The organism is Phocaeicola vulgatus ATCC 8482, from assembly GCF_000012825.1.
GTDB lineage: Bacteria > Bacteroidota > Bacteroidia > Bacteroidales > Bacteroidaceae > Phocaeicola > Phocaeicola vulgatus.
The window spans coordinates 4,055,833-4,082,796 of the sequence record NC_009614.1 but is presented as its reverse complement, the minus strand read 5'-3'; the positions used below and the strand labels follow the sequence as shown (position 1 = coordinate 4,082,796).

Here is a 26,964-nt window from a genome sequence, read left to right as displayed (position 1 = left end):
GTTATATTGCCAATATGATAAAGTAACAAATGGAAGACAGAGAAGAAAGTGTACAGCATTTTTTAGATTTGATTAAACGTTCACGGCGTGGAAAGTTTAAAATCTATATCGGAATGATAGCCGGTGTAGGGAAAAGTTATCGTATGCTGCAAGAAGCTCACGAAATGTTGGAGAACGGTGTAGATGTACAGATAGGTTATATTGAAACGCACGGACGTGCAGGAACCGTTGCTATGTTGGAAGGATTGCCTGTTATCTCTCGGAAAAAGATATTTTACAAAGGTAAGGAAGTGGAAGAAATGGATCTTGATGCCATTCTTCAGTTACATCCCGAACTGGTTATAGTAGATGAATTGGCACATACCAACATCGAGGGCAGCCGGAATGAGAAACGTTGGCAAGATGTAATGGAATTGTTGGATGCCGGTATAAACGTAATTTCTGCAGTTAATATCCAGCATATAGAAAGTTTGAATGAAGACGTAAAAGGCATAGCAGGTATAGAGGTTAAGGAACGGATTCCGGACAAGGTGTTGCAGGATGCGGATGAAGTGGTAAATATAGACCTTACTGCCGAAGAACTGATAAACCGGTTGAAAGCCGGGAAAATCTATCGCCCTGAAAAGATTCAATTGGCACTGAATAACTTTTTTAAGACAGAGAATATTCTTCAGTTACGTGAACTGGCACTAAAAGAAGTGGCCTTTCGAGTCGAGAAAAAAGTTGAAAATGAAATTGTTACAGGCGAAAAGGGTATCCGGCACGAGAAGTTTTTGGCATGTATCAGCAGTAATGAACGGACTCCCCGACATATCATCCGTAAAGCGGCACGGCTTGCTTCCCGGTACAATACGGTCTTTTTTGCCCTTTATGTACAAACGCCTGCCGAAAGTACGGAACGTATTCCATTGGCAACACAGCGGCATTTACTTAATCATTTTAAACTGGTTACCGAGTTGGGCGGTGAAGTTATCCAAGTTTCATCTTCCGATATTATGGGAGAAATAATTAAGACTTGTCGTCAACGTGGAATTACAACTGTCTGTATGGGGCATCCTGCTTTCAAAATGCCCGGTGCATTATTCAGTCTTTCCAAATATCGAAAATTTCTACACTCTTTAGCAGAAATGGACATAGATTTGATTATACTTGCATAAAAAATAAAAGTTATGAATATAAAGTCGAAACTAACCCTCGCCATAGGGATATTGGTGGCAATGATTGTACTGTTGGTTGTACTTTCTGTTGTGAATTTGCAAATACTGACTGCCACGGAACCTGACAGTCCGGCAGCAGGTCCCGGATTACAGCGGGCTTTATTGTGGATATATGTTGTTGGTGCCGCATGTATATGTATTGGTATTGGTATGTGGTTGCGTCTTCCCGCATCAATTGATAATCCTATTAAAGAGCTGACCAACGCTATACAGGAAATTGCAAACCATAATTATGAGAAACGTTTGGAATTGAACAGCAGTGAAGAATTTTCAGAAGTATCTAAAAATTTCAACCGCATGGCCAAACGTCTGGAAGATTATCATGCAAGTACTTTATCCGATATGATGGCATCTAAAAAATATATGGAGACTATCATCAACAGTATCAACGAGCCTATTATCGGTTTAAATAATGATATGGAAATCCTGTTCATCAATGACGAAGCATTGAATGTGATCAACCTGAAGCGTGAAGAAGTTATTAAACATTCTGCACAGGATATTTCCCTGCGCAATGATTTGTTGCGCCGCCTGATTCGTGAATTGGTGGAAATTCCTGGGGAACCAGTCAAAGACAAGGAAAAAGAAAAGAAAGAACCTCTGAAGATTTATGCGGACAATAAAGAGAGTTTTTTCCAAGTAAAATACATGAGTATTTCCCAACCGGGGAAAGATGGGGTTACTATGGAAAAAAAAGGATATGTCATTATGTTGAAGAATATAACCGAATTTAAGGAACTGGATTCGGCCAAGACCACATTTATCTCTACAATCTCACATGAATTGAAGACTCCTATCTCGGCTATTATGATGAGTCTGCAATTATTAGAAGACCAGCGTATCGGAGCTTTAAATGAAGAACAGGAAGATTTGGCAAACAGTATCAAGGAAAATAGCGAACGGCTGCTTAATATCACCGGCGAATTGCTGAATATGACGCAGGTAGAATCAGGAAAACTACAGTTGAAGCCTAAGATAACCAAACCTATAGAGTTGATAGAATATGCAATAAAGGCAAACCGTGTGCAAGCCGAGAAGTTCAACATTCAAATAGAAGTGGAGTACCCTGAAGACAAAATAGGTAAACTGTTTGTCGACAGTGAGAAGATAGCTTGGGTGCTGACCAACCTTCTTTCCAATGCCATCCGGTATTCACCGGAAAACGGTCGTGTAGTAATAGGGGCACGTCAGACAGATGATGGATTCATTGAGATGTTTGTACGGGATTTCGGGAAAGGGATTGATCCACGTTATCATAAAAGCATCTTTGACCATTATTTCCGGGTTCCCGGAACTAAAGTACAAGGAAGCGGCTTAGGTCTGTCTATTTCCCGGGATTTTGTCGAGGCCCATAATGGTACGCTTACAGTAGACAGTAAGTTGGGAGAAGGAAGTACGTTTGTTATGCGGTTAAAAGCATGATCACAGCACAGGGGAGAGAATCTTTCAATAAGCGCTCTCCCCTGCTGCTTTTGAACCAAGCCGGAAAAGCTTACTCCAGCCTATGAACGGTAATATCGCTAAAATCCTGTAATAATGTCAGTAACATACCTTCATCATTGTATTTCTTGGATTTTATAACCATTGTAACATAATAGGTCGTTACTTCTCCCAACCTCTTTTCGTCCAATTGATAGGAAACAATATTGTACTCCTTGGAATTGAATTTCTTGGCCATACGGTTCAGTGTTTCTTTATTGTCTGTAGAGAACTCCACCATGGAACTTTTCATACCTATACTTTTAAAAAGATAGCTAAGTGCCTCAAGACCAATCAGCGTAAGGATTGTTGCTGAGATTCCCAGCCAGTACATACCGGCTCCAATAGCCAGACCGATGCCCGAAGTAGCCCAAATTCCGGCAGCGGTAGTAAGCCCGCGCACGATTTGTTTCTGAAAAATAATAGTACCCGCTCCAATAAAACCGATACCGCTGACAACCTGTGCGGCCACACGACTCGGGTCCAGGTCTATTCCCTCCATCTTCACTACTTCCATAAAACCATATTGTGACACAATCATAATGAGAGCACTTCCCAGTGATACTAGAAAATGGGTACGGTAACCGGCTTCTTTGGCACGATATTCCCTATCCAGACCAATAACAGTACCCAAAGCGCCTGCCACAAACAATCTTAAAATAAAATCCCACGTCATGCTCATCTTTAAGTCCTCCTTGTTTATTCATCGTCCTCATCATCTGTCAGTTCGGGCAAACTCAACATTCGTTGGCTGTCTTCTGCCGGAAGGGCTTCTACCTGGCGTAGTTTACGCTCTATGGCACGAGTACGTTTTCCCATAACTTCCTCTAACTGGTCTCCTGCATTCTGTAGATTTTTCTGTACCTTTTCCAGCAATCCTCCAAACTTTCCGAATTCGGTCTTTACTGCCCCTAACACATTCCATACTTCGCTTGTTCGTTTTTGAATGGCCAGTGTACGGAATCCCATTTGCAAACTATTCAGGATAGCTCCCAGGGTGGTAGGACCTGTAACCACTATCTTCCAGTCTTTTTGCAACATTTCCACCAATGCGGTCCGGCGGATCACTTCTGCATAGATATTTTCGAATGGCAGAAACATAATGGCAAAATCTGTTGTAAAAGGTGGGTCTACATATTTATCGTGAATGTCCTTTGCCATTTTTTTGATTGTGATTTCCAGTTGGCGGGATGAAGTTTCAATCAATGCGGCATCTCCGGCTTCGTATGCATCCTGATATTGCTCATATACATCTTTGGGAAATTTGGCATCCACAGGTAAATATACAGTATCATTACTATTTTCCTTTCCCGGAAGTTTAATGGCGAATTCCACAAATTCCGTTGCATTCTTCTTGGTTTTGACATTCGCCGCATATTGTTCCGGACTCAGCATCTGGTCCAATAAAGCCCCTAATTGTACTTCTCCGAATGTACCCCGTGTCTTCACATTGCTTAAAACTTTTTTCAATCCTCCTACATCCTGTGCCAGACTCTTCATCTCTCCCAATCCTTTCTGTACATTCTCCAGCTGCGAACGTACTATTTCAAAGGATTGTCCTATACGTTCATTCAATGTTTTCTGTAATTTTTCTTCTACCATTTGCCGCATGTCATCCAATCGTTTTTCCGTACTTTTCACCAAGGCTTCCTGTTGCTTGCCCATTGCTTCAAATTTTTCCCGTTGCATTTCATTACCGGTCAGCAGGTTTTTATGCAAAGTATCCTGCATATTGCGGATAGAATAGTTCAAGGTTTGATTCAGTTCATTACGCAGTTCGCGGATATTTCTTCCCAGCTCGTCCCGGTTTTCTTTCATTTCTTCGCGTAGCAATCCTTCCAGACGTTCGGTTTGCAGACGATTGTTTTTAGTAAGTGCGATTACAATATTAATTATCAGCAGGATAATAATTACGGTTAATAAAATTTCTGTCATGATTCTTGTTTATTTTGAGCAAATGTAGCAAAAAGCCATGAATTTAATCGTTATATTTGCAGCGAATTTGGCAAAAGCACTCCATTAAATAGTATATGAAGTATAAATTATTAGTTTTAGACCTAGACGGAACGTTGACCAATCAAAAGAAAGAGGTAACGGAACACACACGTCGTACACTTATCGAAGCGCAAGAGCGCGGAGTAAAAATTGTTTTGGCATCGGGGCGTCCCACATACGGTGTGGCTCCACTGGCCGAGATCTTAGAGTTGCAGAAATACGAAGGTTATATACTTTCGTATAACGGAGGTGAGATCATAGACTGGAAAACCGGTGAGATGATGTACGAGAATGTGCTCGATCCGGATATATTGCCTTACCTGTATAAATGTGCCACCGACAATCATTTTGCTATCGTCACTTACGATGGAAAATATGTATTGACTGAATATCCGGAAGATGAATATGTATTGAAAGAAGCTATTCTGAATGTGATGACTCCCAAGAAAGTGGATCATTTTCTGGAGGCAATAAAATTTCCTATTGCCAAATGTCTGATTGTAGGTGAACCTACGCGGCTTGCAGTGCTTGAAAAAGAAATGTACGAACACTTGAAAGACCGTATGGGCGTATTCCGTTCCGAACCTTATTTTTTGGAATTGGTTCCTAAAGGTATTGATAAAGCACAATCACTGGCCGTATTGCTAAAAGAAATCGGTATGACAAAAGAAGAAATGATTGCCGTTGGTGATGGTTTTAACGATCTTTCTATGATACAATATGCCGGATTGGGGGTAGCAATGGCCAATGCTCAAGAAATAGTCCGTCAAAACGCCGACTACATCACCCTTTCTAACGAAGAAGATGGTGTAGCCGCGGTAGTAGAGAAATTTATTCTTTAGGTTTCCGGTCAAAGAAAGGATTTTTAGAGGATGCACTGACAGGGATGGCATAAACCTGGGTGCATCCTTCCAGCCAGTTCAGACGCTGCGCTGCTAGTCCGGCCGAGAACATGACCCGTGTGTCCACCCTGTTGTCTGCTGCCGTGGCACAAGCTGATCCGATGGCAATGCCCACATCGACACTATTGAGAGCACACGGCACTCCTTCTTTGCGAGACACGCAGGTGGCATATCCACAATGACCACAATTCAATCCTTGCGCCTGTTCGTGGGTACCTATTAACAGGACACATTCCGCATTCAGAATATTTTCCGCATCGCGCAGAAAGAATTTCATTCCATGCTCCGCAACCATTTTCACCATCATTTCCGATAAAATATTGATATCACCATCCGTCACCATGGCTATTTCAATAATGTCAACACCTTTTCCTTTGGGAGCAGTGCGCGCTGCCGTCATCATTTGTCGGGCCACATGCAACACATGCTCATGGCGGCTTTCTCTTTCATTCAATATCATATAAATCTTAGTTATAAGTTAGCTGTTGATACAAAATTAGTGAATATGAATGATATAAGGCTCCTGCTTTAAGCCTAAAAAGTATAAAAAGAGTCACCGGCTAAAAAAATATCAAAATAAAAAGAGAAATATAGTGGATAATCCAATTATTTATCGTTCCTTTGACAACGGAATATAAAAAGATAGTTTTTTCGATTGACTCAATTCATCTCACACTTGAACCGTTTCTATTCTTCTAACTAAATTTTTAAATTCAAAGTTTACTTAATTATTTATTTATCAATTTTTATTTTATGAATTTGTATATTGGAAACCTTAACTATAATGTTAGGGAAGGTGATTTGAGAGGTGTAATGGAAGAGTATGGAACAGTAGCTTCAGTAAAACTTATTACTGACCGTGAAACACGTCGTTCTAAAGGCTTTGCTTTTGTAGAAATGCCTAATGATGACGAAGCCAAAGAAGCTATCAAGCAATTGAACGGTGCAGAATATGTAAACCGTACTATGGTTGTAAAAGAAGCACTTCCTAAAGCATAAGGAATTAGACATTCCACATCACATAATGGCGACAGAGTGAATCTCTATCGCCATTTTTTCTTGAACAGCTTTTGAAAATACATGAAAGGCTTATGAATAAGGAAACGGACATCTGTTTTTGTCAGAATGTCCGTTTCTTGTTTGGTATTTGTTCTTTAGAAAGCCATTGCTCCGAAGGCGGATTTACTCCACTCCTATTTCGTCAACAAACAAAAACGCTTTTTCGCCAGGCATGGAATGCCATGCGGGAAGTTTCGGAGTAACTTCTGCTATGATTTTAATATAGCGGGCTTTTACTTTGTCAAAAGAGACAGAGTCTTTGCGGCTCTGCATTTTAGTTCCTTTTTCCACAACGGGAAAATCTTCGGAGGCTACCCTGCGGAAATTTTTCCCGTCCTCAGAAACTTCCACCTTCAGACCTGTTGTACCAAAGATAGCATCGCCTGTGTTCAACATTGTGTTTACGAAAACTGAAGACACCTCCTTAGGCTCAAGTAGATCAAGGGTCACATTCATATCTGTCCCGTAGAAACCAATCCAACGTCCTGAGCGATAATTCATATCCCCATATAATCCGTCTATCAAGGTACTTCCTCCTTTAAAAGTATATGATTTATGAGGAATGGTGTTCAAGGTAACCGGTTTCATTGTGGCTGCATTAAAATGTATTTCCTCCTTACTTATCTGACTGGCACCCTGCGGACGAACTGCAATGGCTTGTATGATAACATCTTTATCCACTTGTATAGTGTCGGTATACAATGGGGATTGCACATCGGGAACGCTGCCGTCCAATGTATAATGTATTTCCGCGTCATCAAACGTCTGAAAAGCAATCCGGGCTTTTCCTTCATCGGGAGCCGGAACAATATCAATGTTCACATCATAAATGTCCTGGCGAAAATCATAACCTCTATCCCGGTAGATAGCCAGCAGAGCCGGTAAACGTTTCAAGAAACTGTCGAAATTTTTATGTGACGGTTCCGTCCATTGAATCTCGGACAAGGCAGCCATACGGGGAAGAATTTGCCATTCCATCTTCAAACTGTCACGCGTCCATTCTGTCCATATGCATCCTTGGGTACCGATGATATATTTTCGTTCATCCTCTGCCAATTCATTAGAAACAGGTTCAAATGTATAGACACGTCCAAGGCTTTTAGTCCCTTTTATCCGGTTGTAAGTAGGATTGCTGAAATAAAGATACTGAATAGGAGTCATAATCGCATCATGGTGCAGACGGGCGGCTTCGATACCACCTTTGACACCGGTCCATGACATCACTGTGGCACCTGGAGCCAATCCTCCCTCCAACATCTCATCCCAGCCCAGCATTTTACGCCCTCTGTCATTGATAACTTTGCCTACCTCGGACATGAAATAGGTCTGTAATTGGTTCTCCTTGCTATGTTTTGGTGTATCTTTCAAACCCAGTTCCCGAATTTTAGCTTGACATGTAGGGCATTTTTCCCAACGTACTTTCGGACATTCATCCCCACCAATATGGATATAAGGAGATGGAAAGATATCCATTATTTCATTCAATACATCTTTGGCGAACTGTAAAGTCCGGTCGTTTCCTCCACACAGCACATCAGGGAATACCCCCCATTTACAAGGAATCTCGTATGGACCTCCCGTACAACCTAATTCCGGATAGGAAACCAAAGCTCCCATCATATGTCCCGGAAGGTCAACTTCGGGGATTACAGTAATAAAACGGTCAGCGGCATACTTGACAATTTCTTTTGCTTCTTCCTGTGTATAAAAACCGCTATGAGGAGTTTCATCGTAGGTCTGGGTTTCACGGTCAATCAATGTACGCGGACGCATCGAACCTATTTCCGTAAGTTTGGGATATTTCTTGATTTCAATTCTCCAGCCTTGGTCTTCGGTCAGATGCCAATGAAAATAATTGATATTGTGCAGTGCCAGCATATCAATGATTTGTTTCAGATAAGAAACCGGAAAATAATGGCGGCCCACGTCTACCATGAAACCACGATAACCGAAACGAGGATAGTCATTAACAGTTCCCACCGGGATGGCAGCGGATACCTGTTTGTTTTTGGTCAACGGCAAAGCCTTGTAGAGCGTTTGTATTCCATAAAATACTCCCGACTCACTTCCTCCATTCAAATGGATGTTTTCAGAAGTTACCTCCAGTTGATACCCCTCTTTGTTGGTAATGGAACCGTCAACCGCCAAAATGATGGAGTTCTTCCTTGCGGCTTCAGTTGTTGTCCGGACAGTAATTCCCGTTGCCTCTTTAATATAGGAAGCTAAAAATTCTGCCGTCCGTTGCAACTTTTCATTGCCTTCCGGATAAACAATACCGGTTTGCGGATTAATAACAAAAGGGTGGGCTTGAATGTCTTGACTTACTTCTTGGGGCTGCGGAATGACATTCAGATTTCCGATTTCTGTTTTTGTAGGGGAACATGCGGACAGCCCCAATACCATCCACATTCCCACTCCTGCCCATTGCATCAGTTGTTTTTTCATAGTGGAAAATTTATAATTGCAAGGGCAAAGATACAAAATCCGACTTTATCTGCCAGTATGCCTTAACCGAATCTTGCTTTTTTTCAGCAATGTTTTTCCTCCTATAATCAGAGTTACGGCAGTAATCACCATCAAAATGCCCAGAATAATGCGCGGTGTCAGCTGCTCTCCAAAAATCAGTACTCCGAAGAATAAAGCTGTAACAGGCTCCAAAGCACCCAGAATAGCAGTGGGGGTGGAACCAATGTAGTGTATGGCCTTTGTCATGGTCACCAACGAAATAACAGTAGGAAAAACAGCCAGTGAAACTGCGTTCACCCATAACAAGGGTGTAGGGATAGGCTGCAGTCCTGTACAGAACTTCAATCGCACCACATAAACAGACAGGCCGAAAAGCAGGACATAGAAAGTAAGCTTGGCTATAGGCATATCCTTCAGGGAAGAACGGTTTACGCCAACTATATAGATAGCATAAGACAAGGATGATAAAAAGACAAAAGTAATCCCGACCAGGCTGAGTGTCTGTCCTCCCGGACTTTTACAGAGCAAGGAAATTCCCACAAAGGCCAGCGCTATGGAAAACATAGTGACCGGCGATACTTTTTCCTTAAATACTACAGCCATAATAATAGCTACCAGTACCGGGTAGACAAACAGTATGGTGGATGCGATACCGGCATCCATGTAGTTATAACTCATAAAGAGAAACAGGGAAGAGAATGAGAACAGCAGTCCCATGATGCAAAGTGGCAGCACATCCGCTTTCTTAATGGCAAAAGATTGCTTTTGCATCTTCATCATGATACCTAGTACAACTATAGCCAGTGCATAGCGATAAAATAATACCGAGTCTACGCTCATTCCTGCACTATAAAGAGGAAGGGTGAACAGTGGGTTCATGCCGTAGCTGGCTGCTGCGATTGCCCCAAGGAGAAATCCTTTAGTCTTGTTGTTAGTCATCGTTTTTATTACACGCTTTAAAATCGGCGCGAAATTAGATATTTGTCAGCAATAAACAAAGGAAAAATGCTTTATTCTTTCACTCTGACATCTATTTATTTTAATTATACCTAATCAACAAATATAAAAGAATTTATATCACCTGTAGCAGCTGAAAAATTATATGAAATGATTGAACGGACACGGACAGAAAGGGAAATGCAGGTTTGTTCTTTCTGTCCGTGTTCCACTATGGATCAGCTCAGTTTATGAATAACCAATCCCGAACGAAGTTTCGGTTCAAACCAAGTTGTTTTGGGCGGCATGATATTGCCGGTATCGGCAATATCCATTAATTGTTTCATAGAAACAGGGTAAAGGGCCAAAGCCACTTTCATTTCACCGCTGTCCACACGCTTCTTTAATTCCTCCAGGCCACGGATACCACCTACAAAGTCAATCCGTTTGTCGGAACGAAGATCCTTGATTCCCAATATTTCATCCAATATCAAGTTGGAAGAAATAGTCACGTCCAATACTCCGATAGGATCATTGTCATCGTATGTGCCCGGTTTTGCTGTCAAGCTGTACCATTTACCGTCCAGATAGAGAGAGAAATTGTGAAGAGCCTGTGGTCTATAGACCTCAGTTCCTTTCTCTTCTACCACAAAATTCTTGCTGACAGCGGTCAGGAATTGTTCCGGAGACAGCCCGTTCAAGTCTTTTACAACACGGTTGTAATCAATAATAGTCAGCTGGTTGGCCGGGAAACATACAGCCATAAAGTAATTGTACTCCTCATTTCCCTGATGGTTTGCATTTTGCTGCGCTTTTTCGGCGCCTACCAGGGCTGCGGCAGCCGAGCGATGATGACCATCGGCAATATAAAGAGCCGGCATGGCTTCGAAAGCTTTTGTGATAGCTTTTATATCTTCTTCTTTGTCGATCACCCAGAATGAATGTCCGAAGCCGTCACCCGGAGCGATAAAATCATATTCCGGCCGTTGTGAAGTATATTTCTTAACGATAGCATCCAATTCCGCATTATCCGGGTAAGCAAAGAATACCGGTTCTATATTGGCATTATTTACGCGGACATGTTTCATGCGGTCTTCCTCCTTGTCACGACGGGTCAGTTCATGTTTTTTGATGACCCCGTTCATATAATCGGGAACATACGCTCCTACCACCAGTCCATATTGGGTCTTGCCATTCATGGTTTGTGCATATACATAATAATTTTCTTTTTCATCTTGCACCAACCAGCCCTTGTCCTGAAACATCTGGAAATTTTCGGCAGCCTTCTCATATACTTTAGGATCATGTTCGTCTGTTCCGGCAGGGAAATCAATTTCCGGTTTTATAATATGATAAAGTGACTTTTCATTACCTTTCGCTTCCTCGCGTGCTTCTTCAGAATTCAGTACGTCGTATGGACGTGAAGCTACTTGTTCTACCAATTCTTTCGGAGGGCGGATGCCTTTGAAGGGTTTTATTATTGCCATAAAATAAAGGTATTAGATTTTACTTGCAGGGGCGAATTGCATTCGCCCGAAAACATAAGCTATATGCATCCGGTCGGATTCAATCCGCCCCTGCGGTTATTGGATTACTTATTTATTTACTCTGAATTTTTCACAACCATCTTTCAGGAAGCCTACTATTTGTCTGGCAGCAGCGATACCTGCGTTGATATTTGCTTCAGCCGTCTGGGCCCCCATCTTTTTCGGTGTAGCGAAATAACGGCCGGCAAATTTTTCCGAGAACTCTGCATGGGCAACCGGCATGATATCAGTAACATACTTTAAGTCGGTGCGTTCTTCCATCAGTTTGATTAATTCCGCTTCATTGATCACTTCCTTACGGGCAGTATTTACCAATACTCCTCCTTTAGGCATCTTGTTGACCAATTCATAGTTGATGGAATTTTTAGTTTCAGCCGTAGCAGGAATATGCAGGGACACTATATTACAAGCAGCATACAGTTCCTCAGCAGAAGAAACAGCTTTCACACCATCTTTTTCGATCACTTCTTTCGGGCAGAAAGCGTCAAAAGCATAAATATCCATGCCAAAACCTTTAGCGATACGAGCCACATTACGACCTACATTGCCGTATGCATGGATACCTAACTTCTTGCCCATCAGTTCAGTACCCGAAGTCCCGTTATAGAAATTGCGGACAGCCATCACCATCATGCCAAAAGCCAGTTCGGCTACTGCATTGGAGTTCTGTCCCGGAGTATTCATAACACACACATTGTGTGCCGTAGCAGCCGCCAAATCCACGTTATCATAACCTGCTCCTGCACGTACTACGATTTTCAGTTCTTTTGCCGCATCCAATACTTCGGCATCAATAATATCACTGCGGATAATGATTGCGTTAACGTCCTTTACAGCTTCCAGTAGTTTAGCTTTTTCACCATATTTTTCCAGCAATACCAGTTCATAACCTGCTGCTTCTATTTCTTTACGGATACCGTCTACTGCAACTTTTGCAAACGGCTTGTCTGTTGCTACTAATACTTTCATGGTCTTATTGTATTAAAAAGGTTCACCACAGATTATCACGGATTATCACAGATTCCATTTATTGTTCCTATCTGTGCAATTCGTATAATCTGTGGTGAACATAATTATTAATGAAGTTTCTCAAATTCCTGCATGCAGTCAATCAAAGCCTGAACGCTTTCCTTCGGCATAGCGTTGTAGCAAGATGCACGGAAACCGCCTACAGAACGGTGTCCCTTAATACCCACCATACCTTTTTCTGTGGCAAATTTCAAGAAATCGGCTTCCAGGTCTTTGTATTCGTCATTCATTACAAAGCAAATGTTCATATAAGAGCGGTCGGCTTTATCCGTTACTGTGCCACGGAACATTTTGTTACGGTCTATTTCAGCATACAGCATGTCTGCCTTCTCTTTAGCACGTTTCTGCATTTCTGCTACACCACCGTTGGCTTTTATCCAGCGTAAAGTCTGCAAAGCGGCATAAATAGGAAGTACAGGAGGTGTGTTGAACATAGAGCCGCCGTCAATGTGAGTCTGATAATTCAGCATAGTAGGAATATAGCGTGATACCTTGCCCACAGCATCGTTCTTTACAATAACGAAAGTGACACCGGCCGGAGCCAAATTCTTCTGCGCACCGCCATAGATACAAATATATTTAGAAACGTCGATAGGACGAGAGAAAATATCAGATGACATATCAGCAATCATAGGAACCGGAGAATCCAGATCTTCATGAAGTTCTGTTCCATAGATTGTGTTATTCGTTGTGACGTGGAAATAATCTGCATCGGCGGGAACCGTATAATCTTTGGGAATATAGGTATAGGTCGCTTCAGCGGAAGATGCCACTTCTACTACCTCGCCGAAAGCCTTGGCTTCTTTCATCGCTTTCTTAGCCCATACGCCTGTGTTCAGGTAAGCAGCTTTTTTTTCGAGGAAGTTGAAAGGTATCATACAGAATTCCAAGCTGGCTCCACCCCCCAAGAATAGTACCGAGTACCCTTCCGGGATGTTCAACAGTTCCTTAAACAAAGCAACAGCTTCGTCTACTACAGGCTGAAAATCTTTAGCACGGTGACTGATTTCCATGATGGAAAGGCCTGACCCATTAAAATCAAGAACGGCTTGTGCTGTCTTCTCAATTACCTCGCGAGGCAAGATAGATGGTCCCGCATTGAAATTATGCTTTTTCATTTGACGTTTGTTTTGGTTATACAATTTGTTTATATCTTACATTGGGCGAAATTACACATTATTTTCAGTTTTCCAAAAAAATCGCTAATAAATTTACGAATTTCCGCATAATTTTCTTTCAAATTAGTTAAATCTGATTTTTTATGCTTTCATTTTGTAACTACATCCCTAGTAAACAATGATCTAAAGCATAAAAAAAATATCTTTTTGAATTATTCTTTAATCATTTTATTTCGAGAATTGACAAATTGTCATTATTTAGCTTCTTCAATAAGTGTTTTTATGCCCTTTATCTTCTCATTTCGTATTAAATTCAAAGTTTGTTTTATCTTTTTGCGAGATACGGCTGCAAAAGAATAGTGGTCTTTTACATCAATCCGTCCTATTTCGTCTTTATTAAGGTTTCCTTTTTTAAAGAGAAATCCCACAATATCTATCTTATTGATTTTATCTTTCTTGCCTTTTCCTATATATAATGTCACATATTCGGGTAAAGAAGGTTTGGGGGTGACTTCGGGTAAAATGAACTCCTCCGGCTCATCGGTTATATATGCGGGCACTGTTTCTTCGGCATGAAGGATAACATAAGAATTACCTTCGGCTTCCCAGCGGGCGGTACGTCCGTTGCGGTGAATGTATCCGTCTTCATTGGCAGGCAGATGATAATGTACTACATTCTCTATTTCGGGGATATCCAGTCCGCGAGCGGCCAGATCGGTAGAAATAAGCACATGGCAACTTCCGTTGCGGAATTTATATAGGGAGCGTTCGCGGTCATCCTGTTCCATGCCGCCATGAAAAATGCCACATTGAAACTTCTGGGATTGAAGATACTTCCCTACCCGTTCCACACTTTCACGGTGATTACAGAAAACCAATGTCGATTGGCTTCCCAAGGTACAAAGCAATTTATATAAGGTTTCAAGTTTGTCTTTTTCCGGAGACAGTACCTTATATAAGTGCAGACGGTGGGTAAGCTGCTCTTCCGGATTTAAAAAATTCAATTTAATGGTCTTGTCCAGCCCCGTAAACTGCGGAATCTCTTCCGCATCGGTAGCCGACAACAGAAAACGGCGTTGCAAGTTGGGCAACTGTCCTATGACAGTCGCCATCTCTTCCTGGAAGCCAAACTCCAGGCATTTGTCAAATTCATCGATTACCAGAGTTGTGACCGTATCTGCATCAAAATTCTGTTTGGAAAGATGATCATTCATACGGCCCGGAGTACCGATGATGACTGATGGCTGCATCCCTTTGATGGTACGGTGCTCTTCCATGGCCGGTCGTCCTCCATAACAACTTACAGCCTTGAAGGGTGTGTTCATGGATTTAAATACCTGGTCTATTTGTAAAGCCAGTTCCCGGGAAGGAACCAGCACTATAGCCTGTACGCCTGTTATACCAGGCTTCAAACTCTGCACCAAAGGCAACAGATAAGCTAACGTCTTGCCGGACCCCGTAGGAGACAATAATATTAGGTCTTTTCCCTCTTTCCAAGCATTGATGGACGCCTCTTGCATCGGGTTCAGCCGCTCAATTTTCAAATTGGCTAGTATGTTCTCTATCATATTCATTTTCGTTTTATACAAAAGTAAAGAAAAAGCCCGATAAAAGTTCACTTTTACCGGGCTTATTTTCATTATTAATAAAAGGAGATCCTGATATTATCCTCCGAAGTTGTCGTACATGATAGAAGAAGGCTCAACACCCAGACTATCCAGCATCTTAACGACTGCATTAGACATCGGGCCGGGGCCACACATGTAGTATTCAATATCTTCGGGAGCTTCATGATCCTTCAGATAAGTTTCATACATCACATTGTGAACGAAACCTGCGGTATACTTCACGCCTGCTGCATCGGCTGCGGGATCCGGACGGTCCAAAGCCAGATGGAAGTGGAAGTTCGGGAAGTCTTTTTCCAATTGTTGGAAATCTTGCAGATAGAATACTTCGTTCAATGCACGCGCACCATAGAAATAGTGAAGTTCACGGTCGGTAGTGTGCAGTGTCTTGGTCATGTGCATAATTTGCGCACGCAACGGAGCCATACCGGCACCACCACCTACCCAAATCATTTCCTTCTTAGAATCGAAGATCGGGTGGAAGTCTCCGTAAGGACCACTCATCGTTACCTTGTCACCCGGTTTCAGCGTGAAAATGTAAGATGAAGCGATACCCGGATTCACATCCATAAAGCCGGGACCCTGATCTTTCGGTTTGAACGGAGGAGTAGCGATACGCACTGTCAGCATGATACGGTCACCCTCGGCAGGATAGTTGGCCATAGAGTAAGCACGGATGGTTTCTTCCGTATTCTTACATTTCAAGCCGAACAGACCGAATTTTTCCCATGCGGGCAGATACTCCGGACCGATAAGGTCTTTATCGATATCCTTGTTGTAGTCCATTTCAAATTTAGGAATCTTAATCTGAGCGTATGAACCCGGAACGAAGTCCATGTGTTCACCTTTCGGCAAAGCCACAATAAACTCTTTGATGAAAGTGGCAACGTTCTTGTTGCTGATTACTTCGCATTCCCATTCCTTAACACCCAGTACAGATTCATCAATCTTGATGCCCAGGTCACCTTTTACTTTCACCTGGCAACCCAGACGCCAATGATCCTGTTGTTGTTTACGGCTGAAATGTCCCTTTTCAGAAGGAAGAATCTCACCACCGCCTTCTACAACCTGGCATTTACATTGACCGCAAGAACCTTTACCACCACAAGCCGATGACAGGTAGATGCCATTGACAGACAGGGTGTTCAGCAAAGTTGAACCTTGTTCTACTTCCAGTTCTTTCTCTCCATTGATAGTTATCTTTACTTTGCCGCTCGGAGTAAGATACTGCTTAGCTACCAGCAAAATAACAACGAGCAGAAGGATAATTCCAAGGAATACTCCAATACTAGCTAATATTAAATTCATATCCATTGTCTTATTCCTTTCCTTTTAGATTTTCAAACCAGAGAAACACATAAATGCCATTGCCATCAAACCTACAGTGATGAAAGTGATACCCAGACCTTTCAAAGGAGCGGGAACATCAGAGTAAGCCATTTTTTCACGGATGGCAGCCAGACCGATAATAGCCAGTGCCCAACCGATACCTGAGCCCAAAGCGTAAGTGGTTGCCTCGCCAATGTTGTTGAAATGGCGTTGCTGCATAAACAATGAAGCACCCATGATGGCACAGTTTACAGCAATCAGCGGAAGGAAGATACCCAATGAAGCATAGAGCGACGGGCTGAAACGTTCAACCGCCATTTCCACCAACTGAACGATACCGGCAATAACGGCAATAAACAGGATAAAGCTCAAGAAGCTGAGGTCTACTCCATCAATCAGCGCATTAGGTGCCAGTACGTAATTTTCCAGCAAATAGTTCACCGGCAGAGTTACAATCAACACGAAAGTAACGGCTGCACCCAGACCTACGGCTGTCTTTACGTTCTTCGATACTGCCAGGTAAGAACACATCCCCAGGAAGTATGCGAAAATCATATTGTCCACAAAGATGGACTTTACAAACAAACTTAAATATTCCATATTCTTTTCGTTTTATAACGGGGATTAATTATTACTTTCCTGCAATTCTTTGTGTTTTGCACGTTGGTACCAAATGATACAAGCACAGATAATCAACGCCATAGGAGGCATCAGCATCAAGCCGTTGTTCAGGTAGCCCAAGTCATAAACAGCCTGCGGGATAACCTGGAAGCCAAACAATGTACCGGCACCCAGCAGTTCACGGAAGAATGCCACGATAATCAGGATTTTGGCATAACCCAATCCGTTACCGATACCATCCAGGAATGATTCCCAAGGACCGTTCATCATAGCAAATGCTTCCAGACGTCCCATCAGGATACAGTTTGTAATAATCAAACCTACATATACAGAAAGCTGCACACTTACATCGTATGCGAACGCTTTCAAAATTTCACTAACGATAGTTACCAATGCGGCAACAACCACCAACTGGACGATGATACGGATACGGTTGGGAATGGTGTTACGCAACAAGGAGATAACGAAGTTCGAGAAGGCTGTAATAATGGTTACGGAAAGACCCATCACGATAGCCGGTTCCAGCTGAGCCGTTACAGCCAGTGCAGAACAGATACCGAGCACCTGTACGGTGACAGGGTTATTCAAACCCAGCGGAGTTAAAAGAACTTCTCTATTCTTTTTAGAAAATAATGCGCTCATATTCTATTTACCCTCCTCTTATTTATTAGTTAAAAATGAATTGTACATGCTCAGGCAATCCTTAATCATCGCATCTACACCCTTAGAAGTGATAGTACCACCTGAGATACCGTCTACCTGATAATCGGGTTTTGCCACCTTGCCGTGTTTTTCAACACCCAAAGCTACAGTACCGTTTTCCATTACATGTTTGCCCAAGAACTGATCCTGGAACTTAGTAGTGGTGATTTCTGCACCCAGACCCGGAGTTTCTCCTTGATGAGAGAAGTAAACGCCATATACAGTGTCTTTGTCATCATTCAATGCGATGTATCCCCAGATAGGTCCCCAAAGACCGGCACCATAAATAGGCAGCACATATTTGGTCTGACCATCCACGTCGCAAACGAATACATGAAGACGTCCGTTAGCGATTTCACCTTTATAAGAAGTCTGGAAAGCAGCATCGTTCTTTACCAAAGAACCGTCTGCCTGCATCAAATCGTCTTCTTTCACATATTTATCATATTCTGCATTCACATCTTTTACGTCATAAACGTTCAAAGCTGCCAGAATTTGTTTCTTTGTGTCCTGTTCTACATTCTGGTACTGTTTTTCTTTCAGAGAAGAAGACACGAATGCCAACAGGAATGCTACGATAACAACCATTATCGAAGCATAGATGATAGTATAACTATTACTATTAGTATTCATAATGTCCGATATTTTAGTTGTTAGTTGATTTTAATCTGTTTTCGCGGGCTGTGATGTTCTTCTGTACGATACAGTAGTCAATCAGCGGAGCGAAGATGTTCATCAGCAGGATGGCAAGCATCATACCTTCGGGATAACCCGGATTCAACACACGGATAACGATAGCCATCACACCGATCAGGAAGCCGTAGATGAACTTACCCTTTTCCGTACGTGCGGAAGTCACAGGGTCGGTAGCCATGAACACGGCGCCGAAGCAGAAACCGCCCAATACGATGTGTTCGTACCAAGGCAACTGAGCCATCATGTTATCTGTAGAGCCGAATACATTGAAGATCAATCCCATCACGATACCACCGGCAAAGACAGAGAACATGGTCTTCCAACTTGCCACGCCTGTCCACAACAGGATGATGGCACCCAGTGCGATAGCGATAACGCTGGTTTCACCGATAGAACCCGGAATCAAACCTACAACCATATCCCACATGGTAGCGGGAGTACCGTTCACATTAATCAGTTCGCTTGCACCCGGAGCGGCTGTAGCAGCCTGTCCCAACATCGTAGCGCCGGTAAAACCGTCCACTACCTGTCCGCCACCGATACCGAAAATGCTGTCAGTGCTTACCCAAACGGCATCACCGGACATTTTGGTAGGATAAGCGAAGAACAAGAAAGCACGGGTAATCAATGCAGGGTTGAAGATATTCATACCTGTACCGCCGAATACTTCCTTAGCGAAGATAACAGAGAATGCTGTAGCGACAGCCAGAATCCACAACGGACATTCCACAGGAACGATCATCGGGATCAACAGACCGGATACCAGGAAACCTTCCTGAATTTCTTCGTTCTTCCATTGTGCCACCACAAATTCGATTCCCAGACCGACTACGTATGATACGATAATCTTAGGCAGAACAGCCAGGAAACCATAAATGAACTTTTCAAAGAAACCTGCCTCCTGGCCTACAGCCAAGAAGTGCTGGTAACCTACGTTGTACATACCGAACAACAGGGCCGGTATCAACGCAATAACCACCATTGACATGATACGCTTGCTGTCAATCGCATCATGAATGTGAACTCCTGTTTTCGAAGTGCTGTTGGGTACGAACAAGAATGTTTCGAAACCGTCGAACACCGAACGAAACGCGTGGAGTTTGCCGCCCTCTTCAAAGTTTGGCTTTATCTTGTCGAGATAATTTCTTAACGCTTTCATTAACTTTTAATTCTTAGTTTTTAATTATTTAGCACATTTCCTTGCGAAGCATGTCCAAGCCCTGACGCACGATGCGTTGCAATTCCAATTTGGAAGAGTCAACGAATTCACATACAGCGAAGTCTTCGGGAGCCACTTCGTAAATACCAAGTGCTTCCATGCGGTCAATATCGCCGGCAATGATAGCTTTAATTAAATATTCGGGGAAAATGCTCATCGGGAATACTTTGTCATACTCGCCGGACATGATCATGTGGCGTTCGCCACCTTTGATACGGGCATCCAGTGTGTATTCCTTGTTACCGCACAACCAGCTGAAATAACTGCGGTTGGCACTGTACTGATCGGTACGCGGCATGATAAAGCCCAGGAATTCGTGCCGGTCATCCCCTTCGGGGATCACAGTAAGACTTGTAGCGTGCGCACCCAGGAATCCGTTTGGCTTCACCAAAGTTCCGGTCAGCACGTTACCGTTAATGTAGCGTAAGTTTTTACCTCCGTTCACACGTCCTGCAAAAATATCTGTCAGCAAGGCTCCTACTTTCAGCTTGCAATAAGCCGGTTTCTTCACTTCCGAACCGGTCAGGGCGATAGTACGGGTAAGGTCTACGCGACCTGTGTTGAACAGGCGTCCGATGAAGATCACTTCTTCCGCACGGAGCGTCCAAACAGTTTCGCCTTTGTTGATAGGACTGATGTGGTTAATCTGAACGCCTACGTTTCCGGCGGGGTTAGGACCGTCGAAGGCAGTTACAGTTACATTTTTGGCGTTGGTCAGTGCAGGGCTCTTCTGCTCTACGCTGATATTCAGATACGTCTTTGCCATCTTTGCCAGTGCGTCCAGACCAGTCTGGAAATCTTTTTCCTGGCCTTTCAGAACAAATTCGAAATCAGCAGCCAATGGGTTAGTGTCAAATGCAGAAACGAAGATGCCTTTCGGCTTGGCATTCGGGTCAGCCACCACGATGTAGGGGCGCTGGATAATGAATGAAAAAAGTCCGGCTTCCAGCAGGGCGGCTTTTACCTGCTCGCCTGTCAGAGTCGAAACATCCTTCTTTCCAAACTCTTCGTAGTCTTGCTCCTTTGCAGCTGCAATGGAGATGCTTAAGACTTTACGACGTTCGCCTCTCTCCACGCTGGTAACGACACCGCTTACCGGAGATACGAACTTCACTTCGGGGTGGTTCTTGTCAACAAACAATGTTCCCCCGGCCGTCACATATTCCTGTTCTTTGACCACGACTTTAGGAGTCACGCCATGAAAATCATCGGGCACTATCGCATAGATGTCCGGCTGCTTCACGTCAAAGAACTCCTGAGCAGGTTTCCCTTTCAGGTTGATGTTCAAGCCTTTGTGTAATTTAATCACATTTGCCATATTGGGTTATAAAAAATGGTTTTTAAATTTGAGCGCAAAAGTACAGAAAAAAAATGTGAAAAAAGAAAGAAATGGTGCTTATTATGGAAAAAATTCTGTAATAATAGAAACCTTTCTGAATGTATGTGCAAACTCAGGCAGATGCTCACTTTTTTTTTAGAACACAAATGACGCGAATGGCATAAATTTATCTTGATTTTTAATTTATGTCATTCGCGTCATTTGTGTTTCATTCCGGAAACACTTACAGTTTGACGGTCTTCACTTTGCCGGGAATGACGGTCAGGTGTACCGTGCCGTTGTTTTCTATATCCACCTCCTGGTAGCGGGCTTCCACCATCACTTTCCCGTCCAGTGCCATCACCCCCCACCGGCAGGCGCTCTCTTCAAAAGCACAATAAACGCCCACAGGAGGAAGAATCTTTCTGTATTTGGGAGGAACGATGATACGTTCCCCCAGTTTCAAGCCCCATTTCATGCCCATACGGTACGGAAGGGCATCTCTTATCTCCTCCAGCCTCTTCCGCCTTTTCGCTTCCTCGTTCCTTCTCTTCTGCCGATCCGTTTCCTCCGCCCGCTGCCCGGCTTCCTCTTTCAGCTTCTTTACAGCCGTGTCGAAGTCCTGCTCACCGGGTTCGGGAAGGTTAGCGGCAATGTACCGCTTCCTCTTTCCTTTTTCCACATGGTAATACCTTCCTGCCCCGTCCATCACCACGATGCTCCGGTCGGCCAGACGGCCGCAGCACCAATAAACTTCCTCGTCATCCCCTGCCAACAAGCAGGCGAACACATCAAACACCGTGGACCATACGGAATCCACCAGCTTGCAGGACTTCGGTACGCGATAATCCGGTATCTTCAAGTAATATTCATAAAAGCAGATGCTGTCTTTATGCAGCCCGTTCATGGAAGCGTATGCTTTTTTTGTACGGCTATGGAAAGTCTCCCCTACCCTCAGCAATTCCACACCGCCGTAGGAAAACACCACCGGCAATAAAATCCCCATGGGGCGATAAACTACGTACAAGCGGTCTATGATTTCCACAGCAACAGTGCGGATAATAAGAAAAATCATCCCGGCAAAGGCGTGGAACGTTCCGGCAAGAAGCCGGTACGAGCTTGTTTCCTCTCGTAGGACGAGGAAACGTTGATACGGAGGGAGATTAAAAATTGAGAATTTAAAGATGGCAGTTCATACCGGCTCTCCCAAGCAGGGACAGTGGGGACAGCAGGGACAGACCCCAATTTCTCACACACGCACGCGCGATATAACTAGGTGGGAAAATCATCTTTCCCCTGCCTTCCCACAGGATTATATCCGGCCGGAACTTCTGAAAAAAAACGCACGACAGGGAGAATAACCGAAAGCACCGTCCTCATCAGACTCAAACGTTTCACCAAATAAGAAGTATCGGTAAGTGTGGACGGCAAGGGAATATATCACCCCACTTATCCTCCCTTTATAGGTACACGCATGCGTGTGTGAGGAAAAAAGGGGGTGTCCCCACTGTCCCCGTGTCCCCGTAAACTCCCTGCAATCCGCCAAGGGGTCAGAAGAGATCACGCCGCACGGACGTGAAGTTATCTTTGCAATGTTCAAAGGAACTAGCCGTCACCCGTCACAAGATTACAAAAACTTTGGTACAAGATTCCGCGGATCTTGTACCAAGTTTCACCGGATATTGCAGCAGTGTGCACCTCTTTTCTTCGGACTCTGTTTCCTTTCTACATTTCATTCTTCTACTATTCACTTTTCGATATTGCGGGTTTCAGCACTGAAGTTCACCCCTATTTAAAAGAGCTTCCGTCCGTCCGAAGCAAAGGGAAGCGCGTAATGCTTGTCATGAATCTGTTGCAAAGCCTCCTCGGCCGTGCCGTCCAGCTTGAATTCCATCACATAGATAAGCTTGTCAGTCTGCAGGACAAGGTCAATGCGTCCTTTGCTCGTATGATATTCCACTTGGGTATAGAAGCCGACAAGCTTGAATACGATGAAAAACACATTCTCGTAATGCAGTTCCTGTTCGCGGATCACTTCGTAGGTAGTATCCGCAAAGAAACTTTGCAGACGGCGGAAGAAGGAGTCATAATCACCGAAACGCACCTCACGGACAAATTTCTGAATCTCAAAGGGAGATTCCACCTTATTTACGTTCGCGTAAAAAGGGAGCAGGAAACGTACAAACCCCTCTTCCACTTCCCGGTTCGGAAAACCTAAACGGTACATTCCAAATTCTTCATCATATCCCTTTATAGTGAGGTGCCGCTCTGATAGAGCACCGGAATGGGATTGGTGGATTCCGAATCTATACTGTTCAGCACCTGGGAGTCCGTTTCCTCGTGGGGCATCCGTTCCAAGTCGTAATGATGCTTCTTCAGCAGTTTCACCAGATAGGTAGGAGTACCCGTCTCGAACCAATAACTGCCGAATTCCTTATATTTGAACGTATTGAGCAAACTAAACGGATTGTACATGCCGATAGAATGATGTGTAAAGTGATAGCCGTCATAATATGCTTTCAAATAGTCACAAAGCTTGTCGTATGACACTCCTCTCGCTTCAGCAAACTCATGCAGTTCGGCATCCAGATTATCATGCAGAATCTTATCCAGACTCTCCGGAGTATCATACTTCTCGATGTTCAGATCCAGATGCAGAACAGGATATCTGATCCAGTCCTTTTCCAGCTTCTCCATCGCCAGACCTTCAAACAACTCCTTCTTACCTTGAAAGTAAGCTTCCAAGGTAGAGATGAGTAGGGTCTTTCCGAAACGTCGCGGACGGCTCAGGAAGTAGTAACTTCCGGTCTTTACCATCTGGTACACCCAGGCCGTTTTATCAATATAGAAATAACCGTCCTGACGGATTTTCTCGAAATTCTAGATTCCGATGGGATATATTTTATTGCTCATACATTTTTCAATGCTTTATCATGATACTTATATCACTTCACCATTCATTATCATTTTTTGCTGTAGCATTCTGAAAAAAGTCTTTTTCCCGAATGAGCACTGCTTTATAAAGAAATTCGTACACGCCGTTACAGCTTATCAATTTCTTCTGGCGAAAGTCCGGCAATCCGGACAATATCCGCAATGGAAAAACCGTTCTCTTTCAGTTTACGGGCGATCTCCAAACGTCCTTCCGCGACAGCCTGTTCACGGATATCATTTTCCACAATACGGCTCACGTTATAACGGTCCACCGCCTTATCATAAGCGATACGGTCACCCTCAGACAGGTGAGCCTTGGCGGCAAGGCGGTCAAGATGGCTGAAAACCTGTTCTTTCAGCGCATCGGGCATTCTGTTCCAGTTGTTCATATTCTTCAGTGCATACATTAGTTTATCGGATAAAGTAGAACATTCGTCCAGTTCCTTCGTAAAATAAGGAAACTGGAGATAAATCTGACGGAAATTCCGGTTCACCACACGACCGCTGTCCCGGTCGGAAACCACCGTGTCGGTACGGAACTTGCTTTCCAGACCATCCTCCTTGAAATTCATCAGGAAAATGCCGTACACGGCAGGAAGCCTGTAACGGAGACCGTAAGAAGCCTCTTCTTCCCTGAGCAGACCGCAATCCCCCTCCAACGGAGTGTCGGGAACACATACCTCTTTAGAGGACGGATTCTCCATCTGGCGGCTCACCGCACGGCACACATAATAAAGCGTACGGTCCAGGAAATGGCTATGCCAACGATTCTGCATCTCCACTATGATGTACTCGCCCGTAGAGGTACGGCAGTAAAGGTCATAGATGATGCCCTTGTCGTGAATATTCTCCGAACGGTCCTCCTTGTCCAGAAACGTCAGGTCTTCAATGTGATGCTCACCTGACAGCAGTTCGTTAAGCAGGATTATCAGCAGATCCTTGCTGGCGGGCTGGCCGAAGATTATCTTGAAGCCGAGATCCGTGAAAGGGTTTACAAAGCGGGATGACATAATAAAGATGATTTTATGGTTTCTGACCGCAAAGAAACGAATTCTATCTGGAAATTCCTATGAATGAGCGCTTTTTATTATATCAGAGATCTAACTTGACTTTGGGGTTCTCTTACGAAGAGATTCCCATTTTTTATTATACCTAAATATGCAAGAAACACCTTTCTGCAAGCCTATTATACAATAACTCATCACTGCAACAAACCTATTTTCCCTATTATGTTTCTTTTTGCAAGAGAGAAGTAAAAATGACAGACATACACAATGCCTTAGAATAAAAAAACGGACTGTACAGTCTTTCTTTTCTGTACAGTCCGCTTAAATTATATACAATGTAGAGAGATAACGCTTATTCTTCGTCAGCAAACATCGGGTCCCATGCCGGAAGACGGATTGGTTTCTGTTTTAAAATATCCAGCACCTTGGCAGGAACATATTTCTTTTCTGCCACCACACGGAACATATATTCATCAAACCATTTATCTGTCATGATAAGGTGTCCTCTGTATCCACTGGCACTGCCCCAACTGTTTTCCACCATCCATTTTTTCGGCTTTCCCGCTTTATCCAAGTCCACCGCCATCAAGGTCATGGCATGACTGCTGCCACTGGAGAAAGTTTGGATACGTTGTTTCTTGTCCATACCGAAAGTAGTTCCCATCAATGATTCGTAATCATAATTATCAGGGTCCAGCAAGCCACGTTTACTATCAAGGAACTTGCCTACATCACAAGAAAAATACATCATGGTACTGTCCTTGATGGAAGCTATGGCTATTTCTTTAATATCCTCTATCGGCAAGTTTACATAAGTCCAATTCTTGCCATCATAACGGTGACGGTCAAAATCTATTTCATAACATTTATAAAACTCGCGGCTGGGATCATTCATCAGCATTACATAGTTATTGGTCAAATCATTTCCCAAAAACTCTTTATAGAAAGACACCGGAGTATATTCTTTCGCTTCCCCACCCTTCAGACTCCATGTAAAGGTGGAAACAGGTTCGCCAAGGGTCAGCACCAGCATACGATAAACCGTTCCCAGCATTTTTGTCTTTTTCTTTTCCAGTTCGGCCGGCTTCGCTCCGGTAGCGGCGGCTTCGCGTAGTTGTAAACCAAATTCCTTCAGTTTCAGTCCTATCAGACTACTCATCTTTCCGGTATTCTCACTGCTGAAAGTTTCCACCATTGCACTCTTGGGGACCAGTCCGTATTTCTCTATAATATCCGATACTCCTGTGAATTGTCCTCCATCGCTTAAGGGATGCTTGAACAGCCATTCCACCATTTTATCGTCCATGGGCTTTCCACTGGTATCAATGATTCCCTGTAAGAATAAGTTTGCTTTTTCTAATTGGTCGTAGAAAAAGCAGTAGTTCTGTGAGAACTCCATCTCATCCAGTCCGTATTTGGCAATCATCTGGCTGCGGAGCACGTTCAGTCCGGTAAAAAGCCAGCAACGACCGGAAGATTGTTGGTCGGTTATTCCCTTGGATAGCACCTTGTGTGAAAACTCCGTATCAAAATCGGCACGGTTCTCCTGGTTCAATGCCAACGTGTTGATACTTGTTCCGCCTAAGGCGTTACGGATGGCTTTGTCGGCAGGGGTTGCCTTATAACTTTGTTTGATTTGATTCAGCATTTCACCTGAAATGCCTCCCTGTTGTGCCTGGGCTGTCAATGCAGCCGCAAACAGAAGGGCGAATGTGATGTGTTTCTTCATATTATTGTAAAAATATAAAATGATTTATTAGGGTGG

Annotated in this window: 21 protein-coding genes and 2 pseudogenes; 4 read left to right on the top strand and 19 right to left on the bottom strand. The window is 43.5% G+C overall.

The window, feature by feature from the left end:
* Positions 1-29 precede the first annotated feature (29 nt).
* Both BVU_RS16360 and BVU_RS16355 read left to right on the top strand, forming a co-directional pair.
* Entirely contained in the window at positions 30-1,157 is a 1,128-nt protein-coding gene (locus tag BVU_RS16360; protein WP_008669044.1) for a histidine kinase, read from the top strand.
* Between the two features lie 12 nt (positions 1,158-1,169).
* Positions 1,170-2,639, top strand: a complete 1,470-nt coding sequence (locus tag BVU_RS16355) for a sensor histidine kinase (RefSeq protein ID WP_005843553.1) — start codon at positions 1,170-1,172, stop codon at positions 2,637-2,639.
* Between the two features lie 70 nt (positions 2,640-2,709).
* Here BVU_RS16355 and BVU_RS16350 read toward each other — a convergent pair whose 3' ends face one another.
* Positions 2,710-3,378, bottom strand: coding sequence for an MgtC/SapB family protein (locus BVU_RS16350; RefSeq protein WP_007835476.1), 669 nt, complete (start codon positions 3,376-3,378; stop codon positions 2,710-2,712).
* A gap of 17 nt (positions 3,379-3,395) precedes the next feature.
* Positions 3,396-4,631 carry a DNA recombination protein RmuC gene (locus BVU_RS16345; protein ID WP_005843549.1) on the bottom strand — a complete coding sequence of 412 codons (1,236 nt, stop codon included), beginning with the start codon at positions 4,629-4,631 and terminating at the stop codon, positions 3,396-3,398.
* A gap of 95 nt (positions 4,632-4,726) precedes the next feature.
* Between BVU_RS16345 and BVU_RS16340 the strand changes: the two genes are divergently transcribed.
* Positions 4,727-5,533, top strand: coding sequence for a Cof-type HAD-IIB family hydrolase (locus BVU_RS16340; RefSeq protein WP_005852435.1), 807 nt, complete (start codon positions 4,727-4,729; stop codon positions 5,531-5,533).
* On the opposite strand, the gene BVU_RS16335 is transcribed toward BVU_RS16340, so the two are convergent.
* Positions 5,523-6,053 carry a ferredoxin domain-containing protein gene (locus tag BVU_RS16335; protein WP_005843545.1) on the bottom strand — a complete coding sequence of 177 codons (531 nt, stop codon included), beginning with the start codon at positions 6,051-6,053 and terminating at the stop codon, positions 5,523-5,525. The two genes, BVU_RS16340 and BVU_RS16335, sit on opposite strands and share 11 nt — an antisense overlap.
* 293 nt (positions 6,054-6,346) lie before the next feature.
* Here BVU_RS16335 and BVU_RS16330 point away from each other — a divergent pair, with 293 nt between their 5' ends.
* Complete coding sequence (locus BVU_RS16330) at positions 6,347-6,592, top strand: RNA recognition motif domain-containing protein (protein WP_005843543.1); 246 nt, start codon at positions 6,347-6,349, stop codon at positions 6,590-6,592.
* Positions 6,593-6,775: 183 nt separating this feature from the next.
* Here the strand turns inward: BVU_RS16330 and BVU_RS16325 are convergent, their stop codons facing one another.
* From BVU_RS16325 to BVU_RS16250, 16 genes and pseudogenes are all read right to left on the bottom strand, one after another.
* Positions 6,776-9,097, bottom strand: a complete 2,322-nt coding sequence (locus BVU_RS16325) for a glycoside hydrolase family 20 protein (protein ID WP_012055614.1) — start codon at positions 9,095-9,097, stop codon at positions 6,776-6,778.
* 45 nt (positions 9,098-9,142) lie between these two features.
* Complete coding sequence (locus BVU_RS16320; protein ID WP_005843539.1) at positions 9,143-10,057, bottom strand: DMT family transporter; 915 nt, start codon at positions 10,055-10,057, stop codon at positions 9,143-9,145.
* A 236-nt stretch (positions 10,058-10,293) separates the two neighbouring features.
* Positions 10,294-11,541, bottom strand: a complete 1,248-nt coding sequence (locus tag BVU_RS16315) for a DUF1015 domain-containing protein (RefSeq protein WP_005843534.1) — start codon at positions 11,539-11,541, stop codon at positions 10,294-10,296.
* A gap of 108 nt (positions 11,542-11,649) precedes the next feature.
* A complete protein-coding gene (locus tag BVU_RS16310; protein WP_005843532.1) occupies positions 11,650-12,570 on the bottom strand; it encodes an NAD(P)-dependent oxidoreductase in 921 nt (306 codons plus the stop codon).
* Positions 12,571-12,677: 107 nt separating this feature from the next.
* Complete coding sequence (gene serC, locus BVU_RS16305) at positions 12,678-13,748, bottom strand: 3-phosphoserine/phosphohydroxythreonine transaminase (protein ID WP_005843530.1); 1,071 nt, start codon at positions 13,746-13,748, stop codon at positions 12,678-12,680.
* Between the two features lie 254 nt (positions 13,749-14,002).
* Positions 14,003-15,316, bottom strand: coding sequence for a DEAD/DEAH box helicase (locus tag BVU_RS16300; RefSeq protein WP_012055613.1), 1,314 nt, complete (start codon positions 15,314-15,316; stop codon positions 14,003-14,005).
* A 96-nt stretch (positions 15,317-15,412) separates the two neighbouring features.
* Complete coding sequence (gene nqrF / locus BVU_RS16295) at positions 15,413-16,687, bottom strand: NADH:ubiquinone reductase (Na(+)-transporting) subunit F (protein ID WP_005843526.1); 1,275 nt, start codon at positions 16,685-16,687, stop codon at positions 15,413-15,415.
* Positions 16,688-16,705: 18 nt separating this feature from the next.
* Positions 16,706-17,302, bottom strand: coding sequence for an NADH:ubiquinone reductase (Na(+)-transporting) subunit E (nqrE, locus tag BVU_RS16290; RefSeq protein WP_012055612.1), 597 nt, complete (start codon positions 17,300-17,302; stop codon positions 16,706-16,708).
* A gap of 24 nt (positions 17,303-17,326) precedes the next feature.
* Positions 17,327-17,965: an NADH:ubiquinone reductase (Na(+)-transporting) subunit D gene (locus BVU_RS16285; protein ID WP_005843523.1), complete on the bottom strand. Its 639-nt coding sequence runs from the start codon at positions 17,963-17,965 to the stop codon at positions 17,327-17,329.
* Between the two features lie 18 nt (positions 17,966-17,983).
* Positions 17,984-18,658 (bottom strand): Na(+)-translocating NADH-quinone reductase subunit C, encoded by a 675-nt coding sequence (locus BVU_RS16280; protein ID WP_005843521.1) that lies wholly within the window; start codon positions 18,656-18,658, stop codon positions 17,984-17,986.
* Positions 18,659-18,671: 13 nt separating this feature from the next.
* Positions 18,672-19,880 (bottom strand): NADH:ubiquinone reductase (Na(+)-transporting) subunit B, encoded by a 1,209-nt coding sequence (locus tag BVU_RS16275; protein WP_005843519.1) that lies wholly within the window; start codon positions 19,878-19,880, stop codon positions 18,672-18,674.
* Between the two features lie 28 nt (positions 19,881-19,908).
* A complete protein-coding gene (locus BVU_RS16270) occupies positions 19,909-21,258 on the bottom strand; it encodes a Na(+)-translocating NADH-quinone reductase subunit A (RefSeq protein WP_005843517.1) in 1,350 nt (449 codons plus the stop codon).
* Positions 21,259-21,502: 244 nt separating this feature from the next.
* A pseudogene (locus BVU_RS16265) lies at positions 21,503-22,249 on the bottom strand (hypothetical protein); the annotation flags it as partial.
* Between the two features lie 801 nt (positions 22,250-23,050).
* Positions 23,051-24,126, bottom strand: a pseudogene (locus tag BVU_RS16260) (AAA family ATPase).
* 173 nt (positions 24,127-24,299) lie between these two features.
* Positions 24,300-25,202: a PD-(D/E)XK nuclease family transposase gene (locus BVU_RS16255; protein ID WP_005843509.1), complete on the bottom strand. Its 903-nt coding sequence runs from the start codon at positions 25,200-25,202 to the stop codon at positions 24,300-24,302.
* 349 nt (positions 25,203-25,551) lie between these two features.
* Complete coding sequence (locus BVU_RS16250; protein WP_005843507.1) at positions 25,552-26,928, bottom strand: C1 family peptidase; 1,377 nt, start codon at positions 26,926-26,928, stop codon at positions 25,552-25,554.
* Positions 26,929-26,964: the final 36 nt, after the last annotated feature.

Bases quoted from the DNA above. Each gene is read 5' to 3' on its own strand.
- BVU_RS16360 (WP_008669044.1), top strand. From the start codon at position 30: ATGGAAGACAGAGAAGAAAGTGTACAGCATTTTTTAGATTTGATTAAA.
- BVU_RS16355 (WP_005843553.1), top strand. From the start codon at position 1,170: ATGAATATAAAGTCGAAACTAACCCTCGCCATAGGGATATTGGTGGCA.
- BVU_RS16350 (WP_007835476.1), bottom strand. From the start codon at position 3,378: ATGAGCATGACGTGGGATTTTATTTTAAGATTGTTTGTGGCAGGCGCT.
- BVU_RS16345 (WP_005843549.1), bottom strand. From the start codon at position 4,631: ATGACAGAAATTTTATTAACCGTAATTATTATCCTGCTGATAATTAAT.
- BVU_RS16340 (WP_005852435.1), top strand. From the start codon at position 4,727: ATGAAGTATAAATTATTAGTTTTAGACCTAGACGGAACGTTGACCAAT.
- BVU_RS16335 (WP_005843545.1), bottom strand. From the start codon at position 6,053: ATGATATTGAATGAAAGAGAAAGCCGCCATGAGCATGTGTTGCATGTG.
- BVU_RS16330 (WP_005843543.1), top strand. From the start codon at position 6,347: ATGAATTTGTATATTGGAAACCTTAACTATAATGTTAGGGAAGGTGAT.
- BVU_RS16325 (WP_012055614.1), bottom strand. From the start codon at position 9,097: ATGAAAAAACAACTGATGCAATGGGCAGGAGTGGGAATGTGGATGGTA.
- BVU_RS16320 (WP_005843539.1), bottom strand. From the start codon at position 10,057: ATGACTAACAACAAGACTAAAGGATTTCTCCTTGGGGCAATCGCAGCA.
- BVU_RS16315 (WP_005843534.1), bottom strand. From the start codon at position 11,541: ATGGCAATAATAAAACCCTTCAAAGGCATCCGCCCTCCGAAAGAATTG.
- BVU_RS16310 (WP_005843532.1), bottom strand. From the start codon at position 12,570: ATGAAAGTATTAGTAGCAACAGACAAGCCGTTTGCAAAAGTTGCAGTA.
- serC (WP_005843530.1), bottom strand. From the start codon at position 13,748: ATGAAAAAGCATAATTTCAATGCGGGACCATCTATCTTGCCTCGCGAG.
- BVU_RS16300 (WP_012055613.1), bottom strand. From the start codon at position 15,316: ATGATAGAGAACATACTAGCCAATTTGAAAATTGAGCGGCTGAACCCG.
- nqrF (WP_005843526.1), bottom strand. From the start codon at position 16,687: ATGGATATGAATTTAATATTAGCTAGTATTGGAGTATTCCTTGGAATT.
- nqrE (WP_012055612.1), bottom strand. From the start codon at position 17,302: ATGGAATATTTAAGTTTGTTTGTAAAGTCCATCTTTGTGGACAATATG.
- BVU_RS16285 (WP_005843523.1), bottom strand. From the start codon at position 17,965: ATGAGCGCATTATTTTCTAAAAAGAATAGAGAAGTTCTTTTAACTCCG.
- BVU_RS16280 (WP_005843521.1), bottom strand. From the start codon at position 18,658: ATGAATACTAATAGTAATAGTTATACTATCATCTATGCTTCGATAATG.
- BVU_RS16275 (WP_005843519.1), bottom strand. From the start codon at position 19,880: ATGAAAGCGTTAAGAAATTATCTCGACAAGATAAAGCCAAACTTTGAA.
- BVU_RS16270 (WP_005843517.1), bottom strand. From the start codon at position 21,258: ATGGCAAATGTGATTAAATTACACAAAGGCTTGAACATCAACCTGAAA.
- BVU_RS16255 (WP_005843509.1), bottom strand. From the start codon at position 25,202: ATGTCATCCCGCTTTGTAAACCCTTTCACGGATCTCGGCTTCAAGATA.
- BVU_RS16250 (WP_005843507.1), bottom strand. From the start codon at position 26,928: ATGAAGAAACACATCACATTCGCCCTTCTGTTTGCGGCTGCATTGACA.